Below are 11841 nucleotides of genomic sequence, written 5' to 3' on the forward strand. Positions count from 1 at the left end.
TCTCATACCGAATCCTTACCTGAAGCGGGGGTGCAGTTGACCTCGTCGGCTCTAAGGTTTGCCTAAGCTAAGCCGAGACGCCCCGGACGCAGTGTCCGGGGCGTTCGGCTGTGCCGCTCCGCCGCCACCGCAGCGGGGCCGAGGACAGGTGAACGACCCGGGCCGGGCCCGGAGGAGGAGCCCGCCGCATGTGGGATGAGGCGTTTCCCAGCTTCCTGATCGGGCTGCGCGAAGGCCTGGAAGCCGGACTGGTCGTGTCGATCCTGATCGCCACGCTGGTCCGGGCGGAGCAGAAGGCCCGGCTGCCCCAGGTGTGGACGGGCGTCGCGGCGGCCGTCGCACTCAGCCTGAGCTTCGGCGCGGTGCTCACCTTCACCGCCGCCAACCTCTCCGGCCACGCCCAGGAGGCGTTCGGCGGAGCGCTCAGCCTGATCGCCGTCGGCTTCGTCACCGTGATGGTGTTCTGGATGCGACGCTCGGCGCGCACCCTCTCCGCCGAGATCAAGGAGAAGGTCCGGGCCTCGCTGGCGATGGGCGCCGGCGCGCTGGTGCTCACCAGCTTCCTCGCGGTCGCCCGCGAGGGCCTGGAGACCTCGCTCTTCCTGTGGACGAACGTGCGCACCGCCGGGGAGTCCACCGGGCCGCTGATCGGCGCGGCCGTCGGCCTGCTGCTCTCGGCCGGGCTCTGCTGGGGCCTGTACCGGCGGGCTCTGAGGATGAACCTCACCCGGTTCTTCACCATCACCGGCATCGGCCTGATCGTCGTTGCGGCGGGCGTGCTCGGCTACGGCCTGCGCGACCTCCAGGAGTCCGGCCTGGTCGGCGGCGGCAGCGCGTACGCCTTCGACCTGAGCGGGCACCTGGACGCCTCGTCCTGGTACGCGACCCTGGTCCAGGGCACCCTCAACCTGACCGTCACCATGACGGTGCTCCAGGTCGTCGGCTACGTCGCGTACCTGGGCGTCGTGATGACGCTGTTCGTCGAGGGGGTCCGTGGCGGCAAGCCCGCCCCGGCCGCCGCCGAGCCCGCGTCGTCGCAGGAGAAGCCGGCGTCGGCGCAGGAGCAGGCCGCCGCCGGGCCGGTGCGCTCCGGGCGCCCGCGCTGGGTGCTGCCGGCCGCGGTGGTCGCCGTCCCCGTGGTCGTGGCCGGCACCGTGATCGCGGTCAGCGACGGCAAGCAGGACAGCTCCGCCACCGTCGCCGTCTCCGAGCAGGAATGCGGCAAGGGCTTCACCACCCCGCTGCCCGGCCAGCAGGTCTTCCAGATGCACAACACCGGGGACAAGGTCTCCGAGGTCTACCTGGTCAACCCGGGCACCGGCGCCGTCTACGGCGAGATCGAGGGCCTGGCCCCCGGCACCACCCGTGCCCTGACCGCCACCATAGGCTCCGGCGACTACGCCTGGCGCTGCGTGCCCACCGGCGGGAAGGCCGTCACCTCCTCCGCGGTGCACGTCACCGGCGGCGCCGAGGTCAAGGCCGTCGAGCCGGTCTCCGAGGACGACCTCCAGGGCCCGCTCACCGCGTACAAGGACTACGTCAACCAGGGCCTCGCGACCCTGGTGACCGAGACCCGCAAGCTCCAGGCCGACGTCCACGCGGGCGACCTCGGCACCGCCCGGGCCGACTGGCTCACCGCCCACCTGCAGTACACCTCGCTGGGCGCCGCCTACGGCACCTTCGCCGACCTCGACGGCAAGATCAACGGCCGCCCCGACGGCCTGGCCGACAAGGCCCAGGACAAGGACTTCACCGGCTTCCTGCGCCTGGAGTACGGCCTGTGGCACGGTCAGGGCGCGGCCGAGCTGACGCCCGTCGCCGACGGACTGGCGCAGGACGTCGCCAAGCTGGCGCACGACTTCCCCGGGCAGGACTTCGCACCGGGCGACCTGCCGCTGCGCGCCCACGAGATCCTGGAGAACACCCTCCAGTTCGAGCTGACCGGCGACACCGACCAGGGCAGCGGCACCAACCTGGCCACCGCGCAGGCCAACCTGGCCGGCACCCAGGAGCTGCTGACCGTTCTGAAGCCGCTGCTCGACGAGCGCGACCCGCAGGTGCTGACCCGGGTCGACGCCGGGATGAAGCGGGTGGGCGACCTCGTCGCCGCCGCCCACGGCCCCGAGGGCTGGACCCCGGTCGACCGGCTGCCCGCCGACACCCGCCGACAGCTCGACGGCGCCACCGGCCAGCTGCTCGAGGACCTCGCCCCCATCCCCGCCCTGCTCGAGATCCGGAAGGCCGCCTGATGACCGACCACACCGCAGCCACCGGAGGCGGCTGCCCGTTCCCGCACGCCGCCCAGCCCGCGGACGGCGGCTGCCCGGCCGGTCCGGCCCGGCGCAGCTTCGTGCGGGCCGCGCTCGGCGCGGGCGCCGGGGCCGCCGTGGTCGGCGGCGGGGCACTGACCCTCGCCGCCGGACCGGCCGCCGCCGGGGACAGCCGCCAGGAGAAGAGCGGGGCCGTGCCGTTCCACGGCGACCACCAGGCCGGCATCACCACGAAGGCCCCGGGCTTCGCCGCCTTCGTCTCCTGCCAGGTGATCGCCCAGGACCGCAAGGGCCTGGAGGACCTCTTCAAGACCCTGACCGAGCGGATCCGCTTCCTCACCGCCGGCGGCACCCCGCCCGACCTCGGTGTCGGCGCGCCGCCCTCCGACAGCGGCATCCTCGGCCCGTCGCTGCCCACGGACAACCTGACCGTCACGGTCGGCGTCGGCGCCTCGCTCTTCGACGACCGCTACGGGCTGGCCAAGGCCAAGCCGGTCAAGCTGGCCCCGATGCGGACCTTCCCCAATGACAACCTCCAGGCCGCCGAACTGCACGGCGACCTCTCGCTGCAGATCTGCGCCGACCGCCAGGACACCGTGCTGCACGCGCTGCGCGACATCGCCCGGCACACCCGCGGCGCGCTGCAGGTCCTCTGGCGGATCGACGGCTTCCAGAACCAGTCCCGCCCGGACGGCGCCCAGCGCAACCTGCTCGGCTTCAAGGACGGCATAGCCAACCCGGACACCGGGTCCGGGCGCGAGATGGACCGGCTGATCTGGGTCACCGACGGGCTGGGCGAGCCCGCCTGGGCGACCGGCGGCAGCTACCAGGTGATCCGGATCATCCGGATGCTGGTCGAGTTCTGGGACCGGGTCACCCTCGCCGAGCAGGAGAAGATGTTCGGCCGCCGCCGCGACACCGGCGCGCCGCTGGACGGCGTCCGGGAGACCGACGCGCCGGACTACGGCAAGGACCCGGAGGGCAAGGCGATCCCGCTCGACGCGCACATCCGGCTGGCCAACCCGCGCACTGCCGACACCGACAACTCGCGCATCCTGCGCCGGGGCTTCAACTACGACCGGGGCATCGACAAGGTCGGCAACCTGGACATGGGCCTGGTGTTCTGCTGCTACCAACAGGACGTGGTGCGGCAGTTCGAGGCGACCCAGACCCGGCTCGTCGGCGAGCCGCTGGTGGACTACATCTCGCCGACCGGCGGCGGGTACTTCTTCGTCCTGCCGGGCGTGAAGGACAACGCCGACTGGCTCGGGCGGGGACTGCTGGCCGCCGTCTGACGGCCGGCGGAAAGCGATCAGGTGGCGGGCTCCGGCGAACGGCCGGGGCCCGCCGCGGTGTTCGGGGGCGGGGTTCAGGAACCGAGGGTGAAACCGATCACCGCGCCGCCGCCCTCCCGGTTGGCGGCGAAGGCCGTCCCACCGTGCGAGCGGGCCACCTCGTGCACGATGGCCAGGCCCAGTCCGGAACCGGGAAGGCTGCGGGCGGCGGTGGCCCGGTAGAAGCGGTCGAAGACCCGGTCGAGGTCGGCCGGGTCGATGCCCGGGCCGCGGTCGCGCACCTCCACCCGTCGGCCGCGCACCACCACCTCGATCGGGGTCGTCCCGGCCGGGTCGAACTTGGCGGCGTTGTCCAGCAGGTTGCCCACCGCGCGGGCCAGCGCGTCCGGCCGGGCGGTGACGACGGTCCCGTCCGCGTCCACCACGATCTCCCGGTCGCTGCGCCGCCGGGCCTGGGCGGCGGCCTGCCGGACCAGGTCGGCGAGGACCACCTCGGTCGGCCGCTCGTCCGCCCTGCGGTCCGCCGCGAGCGCCACCAGCTCCTCCACCAGCTGGGTCAACTCCCGTGCCTCCTCGGCCAGATCGGCCATCAGCGCGGTGCGTTCGGCAGGTGGCAGCCGGTCCAGACTGGGGAGCACCGAGAGGTTGGTGCGCAGGCTGGTCAGCGGGGTGCGCAGCTCGTGCCCGGCATCCTGGACCAGCCGGCGCTGGTTCTCCTTGGCGGTGGCGAGCCGGACCAGCATCCGGTCGAAGGCTCGGCCGAGCCGGCCCACCTCGTCCGTTCCGGAGGCGGGCACCGGGACGTCCAACCGCCCACTGGTGGCGACCAGTTCGGCCGCATCGGTGAGCCGGACCAGCCGTCCGGTGATCCGGCGGGCGAGCAGCCGGCCGGCCCCGCCGGCGAGCACCGCGACGACCGCCACCAGGGCCACCGTGCGGGTCCGCAGGGCGGTCAGCAGCTTCTCGGTGGGCTCGACCTGCTGGATGATCTGGACCGCGCCGCGCCGGCCGCCGAGCGAGACCACACCGACCCGGTAGGCGTCGCCGTGCCAGTGGCGCAGCCCGGTGGAGGTGCGGCCGGGCTGCTCGGCGTGGGCGAGGTCGTGGTCGGCGGGCGTCGGCGGCAGGTCGAGCCGACCGGTGCCGGGCAGCACCCGGCCGTCGGGGTCGAGGGCCTGCGTGGTGACCCGGATCGGGCGCACCAGGTCGTCGCTCAGTCCGCTCGGTCCGGCGAAGTCGCCCGGGAGGAGGACCTGCCGCTCGACCTGCCGGTCCACGGAGGTGACGGCGGCGGTGAAGTCGGCGGTCTCGTCGTCCCGGATCAGCCGGGCGGCGGCGTGGTAGCCGAGTGCGCCGATCAGCACCGCGACCAGCGCGGCGATCGCGGCGAAGGCCAGTGCGAGGGTGGTGCGCAGGCCCGGGCGCGGCAGGCGTGTCCGCAGCGGCCGGCGGGGCACCGGGCCGGTCACGGCTCGCGCAGCGTGTAGCCGACGCCGCGGACGGTGTGGATCAGCGGCGCCAGCCCGGGGCGGTCGAGCTTGCGGCGCAGGTAGCCGATGAACACCGCGAGGTTCTTCGAGCCGGGGCCGAAGTCGTAGCCCCAGATCCGCTCGTACAGGGTGGCCTGGTCGAGGACGGCGCCGGCGTGCCGGGCCAGCAGCTCCAGCAGGTCGAACTCGGTGCGGGAGAGTTCGAGCTCCTGGGCGGCGCGCCAGGCCCGTCGGGCCGACGGCTCGATCCGCAGGTCGGCGACGGTCAGCACCTCGGCGGCGGGCTCGGGCGGCCGACGGCGCAGCAGGGCGCGCAGGCGGGCGAACAGCTCCTCCACGTCGAAGGGTTTGACCAGGTAGTCGTCGGCGCCGGCGTCGAGGCCGGCGATCCGGTCCGGCACCTCGACCCGGGCGGTGAGCATCAGCACCGGGGTGCGGTCGCCCGCCGCGCGCAGCCTGCGGCAGACCTCCAGGCCGTCCGGCTCGGGCATCATCACGTCGAGCACCAGGACGTCCGGGCGCTGCTCGGCGAGGACGGCCAGGGTCTGGGTGCCGTCGGCGGCGATCCGCACCCGGTAGCCCTCCAGCATCAGGGCGCGGGCGAGCGAGTCGCGGATGGCCCGGTCGTCCTCGGCGATCAGCACGGTGTGGGTCATGGCGGAGATTCTCCCTGGCGTGCTCACGACGCTTCCGGGCGGGGCCGCGTATCCCGGGCCGGCCCGGGACCGCTGCCCCTTTCGCGCGGTGCTTCGCGGGCGTACGGTGGCCACACGGTGGCGCGCCGCCGGGTGAGCCGCCTGGTCCGTGTCGGCACGCCCTACCGGAGGCCGCGATGGCAGACCGGATGGCCTTCTTCACCACCCCGCGCGCGGAGCGGGCGCGGCGGGACGCGCGGGAGCGGCTGGGGGACGGGCAGGAGGTGTACCGGCCGGGGTCCCTGCTGCCGATGGTGGGCGGGCAGGCGGGGCGGTGCATGGACTGCGGGCTGCCGTTCTGCCACAGCGCCTGTCCGCTGGGGAACCTGGTGCCGGAGTGGAACCGGCTGGTGGCGGAGTCGGGGACGGGCGGAGAACCGGGCGCGGGAGCGGATTGGCAGGCGGCTGCGGCGCGGCTGCTGGCGACCAACAACTTCCCGGAGTTCACCGGGCGGCTCTGCCCGGCGCCCTGCGAGAGCGCCTGCGTGCTGGCGATCGACGGTGCGGCGGTGACGATCAAGAACGTGGAACTGGCGATCGCCGACCGGGCCTGGGAGGCAGGCTGGGACGGGCCCCGGCCGCCCGAGCGGGCCGATGGGCGACGGGTCGCGGTGATCGGCTCGGGCCCGGCCGGGCTCGCCGCCGCCCAGCAGCTGACCAGGGCCGGGCACGCCACCACGGTGTACGAGCGGGCCGACCGCGCGGGCGGGCTGCTGCGGTACGGCATCCCGCCGTTCCGGCTGGAGAAGCACCGACTGGAGCGCCGGCTGGACCAGCTGCGGGCCGAGGGCGCCGCCTTCCGCACCGGGGTGTGGGTCGGCCGGGACGTCCCGGGCGAGGAGTTGCGGGCCGGGTACGACGCGGTGGTGGTCGCGGTGGGCGCGACCGCCTGCCGGGACCTGCCGGTGCCGGGGCAGGGCCTGTCCGGGGTCCACCAGGCGATGGAGTACCTGACCTGGGCGAACCGGGTGGACGAGGGCGACTGCCCGGCCTCGCCGCTGTCCGCCGAAGGGCGCCACGTGGTGATCGTCGGCGGTGGGGACACCGCGGCGGACTGCCTGGGGACGGCGCTGCGCCAGCGCGCCGCCTCGGTCACCCAGCTGGACATCAACCCGCGCCCGCCGCAGCGCCGGGCCTCCGGGCAGCCCTGGCCCGTGCACCCCAAGGTGTACCGGGAGACCACCTCGCACGAGGAGTCCCGTGCCGCGGAGGCCGGGCCCCGGGTGTTCGAGGCGGCCACCGTGGGCTTCGAGCCCGGCCCGGACGGCCGGCTGGCCGCCGTCCGCTTCGCCGAGGCCGGGCCGGTCGACCGCAGCCCGCGGGCGGGCACCGAGCGGAGCCTGCCGGCGCAGCTGGCGCTGCTCGCACTGGGCTTCACCGGGCCGGAGCCGGACCGGCGGCTGTTCGCCCAACTCGGCCTCGCCACCGGGCCGGAGGGAACCCTGGCCAGGGACGACGGCTTCGCCACGGCGACGGAGGGCGTGTTCGTCGCGGGGGACGCCGGGCGGGGGCAGTCGCTGATCGTCTGGGCGATCGCGGAGGGGCGGGCGGTGGCGGCGGCGGTGGACCGGTACCTGCGCGGGTGGACGGAGCTGCCGGCGCCGATCCGGGCCTCGGCGCGGGCGTTCACGGTGTGAGCCCGGGAACGCCCGCGCCGGGCCGCGAGGGCGCAGAGGCGATCGGGTCGGATACGTACGGCCTTTGCTACGATGCGGCGAAGCAGTCGTCAGGAGTTGTGCGTGCGTGGACCGGAGGGCGAGAACGTGAGAGTGGGTGAGGGGGCGGTGAAGTCGGTCGAGGTTCGCTACACCCCGACGGCCGCCGACTTCCGGGAGGCGTTCGCGACATGGGCCCGGCGCACGGTGGCCGGGCGCCGGGCGCGGCGTGGCACTTACGTGATGGCCGCCGGCGCGACGGCGGGTGCCGGGCTGCTCGCCGTTGTCGGCGGGGTGGCGCTGCTGCCGGCCGCGGTTCTGGTGGTGCTCGCGTTGCTGGTGGTGCTCGCGCAGTCCCGGGTGCGGGTGCGGCGGGTGATGCGGAGGGTGGCGGACAAGGGCGAGTTCCGGGTCGTGCTGGACGACTACGGGGTGGTCGTGAGCACTGCGGTCGCGGTCACCGAGCTCGGCTGGCCGGACCAGTGCTACCACCTGGAGACGCCCGGGATGTTCCTGCTGCTGGGCGGCAGCGAGGAGACGGGGGTGTTGACCATGCTGCCCAAGCGCGGGACCGAGGACGTCCGGCGGCTGCGGGAGCTGATCGATCGGCACACGGCGGTGCTCGTTCCGGGCTGAGCGGCGGTTCGTGCGGTGGGGCCGGCTCTGTGCGTGCGTCATGGGGCGGGGCCGGTGCGGTTGGTGGGTCATGCGGTGGGGCCGGTGCGGGTGGTGCGGCACCGGGTGGGTTCCGCCCCGGCCGGCTCGGTGCGGTGCGCCCGCTGGTCGTAGCGCCAGAGCGCGGGGATCGCGGCGGACAGTGCGGCCGAGCTGCCGAGGCAGAGCAGGCCGCTGGTGCGCAGGGCCGCCCGGATGCCCTGCCGGGCGGCGAGCCCGCCGGCCCGCAGGTCGCCCAGGGCGGGGCCGGCGGAGCCGATCAGCATCTCCAGCCCGGCTGCGCGGCCCCGGAGTTCGTCCGGAATGGACTGGTTCCAGATGGCGCTGCGGAAGGTGTCGCCGATCCAGTGCGCGCCGCCCGCGACGGTCAGGCAGAGCAGGACGGCCCACAGGCCCGGGGCGAAGGCGGCCGCGGCCGTCGCCGCGCCGACCAGGGCGGCGGAGAGCAGGACCAGTCGGCCGTGCCGGTGCACCCGCTCCGCCCATCCGCCGGTCGCGGCGGCGATCAGGCTGCCGGCCGCACTGGCCGAGTAGAGCAGGCCGAGCGCCCAACCGGCGTCCAGGTCCGCGGCGAGGAAGGGGAAGAGCGCGGTGGGCAGGGCGAAGACGGTGGCTGCGAGGTCGGCCAGGTAGGTGCCCATCAGGTCGGGTCGCCGGGCCGCGTACCGGGCGCCGTCGAGGAACTCGGTGAGCTGTGGTGCCTCGGCGTCCCGCGTCGAGGGGACCGGCCGGACCCGGGCGAGCAGCGCGATCGAGAGCAGGAAGGTGCCGAGGTCGACGAGGTAGGCGGCCGGGATGCCGGCGGTGGCGATCAGCAGGCCGGCCCCGGCCGGGGCGGCCACACCGCCGATGCTCCAGCGCAGCGAGAGTAGGGCGCCCGCCGCCACCAGCTGGTCCTGGGGCACCAGCCGGGGGACCATCGCCTCGACCGAGGGCTGCTGGATGCCCTGGAGCGCCGCCGCCACCCCGGCGGCGACGTAGAGGGGCCAGACGGCGGGGGTACCGAGCAGCGCGTTGGCCAACAGCAGGGCGCTGAGCGCGGCCAGTGCGATCTCGGTGACCAGGGCGACGGTGCGGCGGTCGGCACGGTCGGCGAGCACACCGCCGTAGAGGCCGAACAGGATGGTGGGCACGAGTTCGACCGCGCCGACCGCGCCCACGGCCAGCGGTGAGCCGGTGAGGTCGGCGATCTGGAGCGGGATCGCCGTCATGGTGAAGATCGAGCCGAGCAGGGTGACCGTGCCGGAGGTCCAGGTCAGCCGGAAGTCCCGGGAGGACCGCCAGGGCGCGGTGTTCGGCAGCAGCCGGGACCGGAGGCGGTCCGTTCCGGAGGTCGTGTTCGGTCCGGTGGTCATGAGGGGGCGATCCCTTCGCGGCCGTCGACGTCGCGGCGGCAGTCCTTATCGCTGATAAATTCCCGTGTGGGAACTTATCGGCGATAAGGTGGTCTGGCAAGCGGATGACCAGGAGGCCGATCGGATGGCGCTGCAACGCGACGAAGTGGTGCGCACGGCGCTGCGCCTGCTCGACGAGGAGGGCATCGACGGGCTGACCACCCGTCGGCTCGCCCGTGAACTCGGCGTCCAGTCACCGGCGTTGTACTGGCACTTCAAGAGCAAGCGGGAACTGCTCGACCTGATGGCGGAGGCGATGCTCGCCGAGGCCCTCCCGCCCGACCGCGAGCCGGACCCGGCGCACTGGCCGGAGTGGATCGCCGCCGACGCCCGCGCCAAGCGCAACGCCCTGCTGGCCTATCGCGACGGCGCCCGGGTGCACGCCGGCACCCTGCCCACGGAGGACGAACTCCCGGCAGTCGAGGCCCAGCTGAGCGCCCTCTGCGGGGCCGGGCTGCGCCCGCGCACGGCGCTGCGGCTGCTGCTGACCGTCGATCGGTACATCATGGGCTGGGTCACCGAGGAGCAGGCCTGGCGGCAGGACGCCGCGGACCGCGACCGGCCGCCGTTCCCGGACGAGGCGCTGCGTGAACTGCCGCTGCTGCGCGAGGCGGTCGACGTGCTGCGGATGACCGACCACGACGCGGACTTCGAGTACGGGCTGCGGGTGCTGATCGAGGGGTTCCGGACGGAGATCGCGCGGGAGGCGGCGCAGGGCGCTCCAGGGTCGACGGGCCGGTTGTCCGATGGACTAGCGTGACCCTCCATGACCACCCTTGACCCCCGCAGCACGGCCCTGGTCCTGATCGACCTGATGGACCGGATCGTCGCCAACCCGCTCGCGCCGCGCACCGGTTCGGAGGTGGTGAACGCCTCGCTGGAGCTGGCCCGGGAGTTCCGGGCGGTGGGCGCGCCCGTGGTCGCGGTCCGGGTCGAGCGGCCGAACGTCACCGAGCAGCCGCCGGGGAGCGGGCTGCTCGCGGAGGTCGCGGCGGTGGCCGACGAGGTCGTGGTGAAGCGCACCATCGGGGCCTTCCAGGGCACGGGTCTGGACGGGCTGCTCCGGGCGCGGGGCGTGGAGACGCTGGTGTTCACCGGGATCGCCACCAACCTCGGCGTGGAGTCGAGCGCCCGGGCGGCAGGCGACCACGGGTACCGGGTGGTGTTCGTCGAGGACGCGATGGCCGCGCTCACGGCGGAGGAGCACCGGGCGTCGGTGGAACTGGACTTCCCGCGGCTCGGCGAGGTCGTCGTGGCGGCGGACGTGCGTCTGGGGTGAGCCGGAGGGCCGGGTCGCGGCCGGGCGAGGCGGAGGGTTGCTGCGGCCGGGGGGGCTGCTACGGCTGGGAGCTGCTGCTGCGGCCGGGGGCTGCTACGGCCTGGCGAGGCGGAGGGCTTCGCGCAGCCGTCCGTCCGAGGCCGTGAGCAGTCGGGCGGCGGAGGGGGCGTCCACGCCCGCGAGCAGGCACAGGATCGCGTCCTTGGCCCGGCCGCCGGTCGCGGTCAGGGCGCGGTCGACCGCGGCTTCGTCGGCGCCGGTCGCCTCGGCGACGATCCGTCGGGCGCGCTCGCGTAGCTTGTCGTTGGTGGCGCGGAGGTCGACCATCAGATTTCCGTACGTCCGGCCGAGCCGGACCATCACGGCCGTGGACAGCAGGTTGAGCACCAGCTTCTGCGCCGTGCCCGCCTTGAGCCGGGTCGATCCGGCCAGCACCTCGGGGCCGACCTCCACCTCGATGCCCAGCTCGGCCGCGGCCACGAGCGCCGAGCCCCGGTTGCACGCCAGGCCTACGGTCAGTGCCCCGGCCGTCCGCGCGGCACGGACGGCGGCCAGCGGGTAGGGCGTACGGCCGGAGGCGGAGACGCCCACCAGGGTGTCGGCAGGGGTGAGGGCGAGCGCGGCCACATCGGCCCCGGCAAGGTCGGTACGGTCCTCGGCGCCCTCGGCGGCCGCCGTGACGGCCGGGCGCCCGCCCGCGATCAGCCCGACGACCAGCGCCGGATCGGTGCCGAAGGTCGGCGGGCACTCGACGGCGTCCAGTACACCGAGCCGCCCGGCCGTCCCCGCGCCGGCGTAGACCAGCCGACCACCACGCGTCATCCGGGCGGCCACGGCGTCGACCACGGCGGCGATCCGGTCCAGCTCCCCGGCCACGGCGGCGGGCACCGTGCGGTCCTCGGCGTTCATCAGGCGGAGCAGCTCGACCGTGGGCAGCTGGTCGATCGCGGCCCACTCGGGGCGGATGGTCTCGGTCGCGGATACGGGGTCACGGCTCATTAGAGGACCATCCCTTCTGCAGCCCTCTTCGGTAGGGTTGTGACCTCTCGGTCCCGGTGGGTGCATGGCCGGTTGCGCGAGCCGTTCGT

Annotated in this window: 10 protein-coding genes; 6 read left to right on the forward strand and 4 right to left on the reverse strand. The window is 74.6% G+C overall.

What is annotated here, in order from left to right; all coding sequences use genetic code 11:
* Positions 1–188 precede the first annotated feature (188 nt).
* A complete protein-coding gene (gene efeU / locus AB0O11_RS32530; protein WP_363394221.1) occupies positions 189–2249 on the forward strand; it encodes an iron uptake transporter permease EfeU in 2061 nt (686 codons plus the stop codon).
* Positions 2249–3565: an iron uptake transporter deferrochelatase/peroxidase subunit gene (gene efeB / locus AB0O11_RS32535; protein WP_363394223.1), complete on the forward strand. Its 1317-nt coding sequence runs from the start codon at positions 2249–2251 to the stop codon at positions 3563–3565. The genes efeU and efeB overlap by 1 nt, the downstream gene beginning before the upstream one ends.
* A gap of 74 nt (positions 3566–3639) precedes the next feature.
* On the opposite strand, the gene AB0O11_RS32540 is transcribed toward efeB, so the two are convergent.
* Positions 3640–5034, reverse strand: coding sequence for an ATP-binding protein (locus tag AB0O11_RS32540; protein ID WP_363394225.1), 1395 nt, complete (start codon positions 5032–5034; stop codon positions 3640–3642).
* Entirely contained in the window at positions 5031–5711 is a 681-nt protein-coding gene (locus AB0O11_RS32545) for a response regulator transcription factor (protein WP_363394227.1), read from the reverse strand. The genes AB0O11_RS32540 and AB0O11_RS32545 overlap by 4 nt, the downstream gene beginning before the upstream one ends.
* A 176-nt stretch (positions 5712–5887) precedes the next feature.
* Here AB0O11_RS32545 and AB0O11_RS32550 point away from each other — a divergent pair, with 176 nt between their 5' ends.
* Positions 5888–7387, forward strand: a complete 1500-nt coding sequence (locus AB0O11_RS32550; protein WP_363394229.1) for a glutamate synthase subunit beta — start codon at positions 5888–5890, stop codon at positions 7385–7387.
* Positions 7388–7489: 102 nt separating this feature from the next.
* Positions 7490–8041, forward strand: a complete 552-nt coding sequence (locus tag AB0O11_RS32555) for a hypothetical protein (RefSeq protein ID WP_363394231.1) — start codon at positions 7490–7492, stop codon at positions 8039–8041.
* Positions 8042–8109: 68 nt separating this feature from the next.
* On the opposite strand, the gene AB0O11_RS32560 is transcribed toward AB0O11_RS32555, so the two are convergent.
* Positions 8110–9435, reverse strand: coding sequence for an MFS transporter (locus tag AB0O11_RS32560; protein WP_363394233.1), 1326 nt, complete (start codon positions 9433–9435; stop codon positions 8110–8112).
* A 124-nt stretch (positions 9436–9559) separates the two neighbouring features.
* Between AB0O11_RS32560 and AB0O11_RS32565 the strand changes: the two genes are divergently transcribed.
* Positions 9560–10234: a TetR/AcrR family transcriptional regulator C-terminal domain-containing protein gene (locus AB0O11_RS32565; protein WP_363394235.1), complete on the forward strand. Its 675-nt coding sequence runs from the start codon at positions 9560–9562 to the stop codon at positions 10232–10234.
* Positions 10235–10240: 6 nt separating this feature from the next.
* A complete protein-coding gene (locus AB0O11_RS32570; RefSeq protein ID WP_363394237.1) occupies positions 10241–10753 on the forward strand; it encodes an isochorismatase family protein in 513 nt (170 codons plus the stop codon).
* A gap of 93 nt (positions 10754–10846) precedes the next feature.
* On the opposite strand, the gene murQ is transcribed toward AB0O11_RS32570, so the two are convergent.
* Positions 10847–11752, reverse strand: coding sequence for an N-acetylmuramic acid 6-phosphate etherase (gene murQ, locus AB0O11_RS32575; RefSeq protein ID WP_363394239.1), 906 nt, complete (start codon positions 11750–11752; stop codon positions 10847–10849).
* Positions 11753–11841: the final 89 nt, after the last annotated feature.

This window comes from Kitasatospora sp. NPDC093102 (genome assembly GCF_040683915.1).
Taxonomy (GTDB): domain Bacteria; phylum Actinomycetota; class Actinomycetes; order Streptomycetales; family Streptomycetaceae; genus Kitasatospora.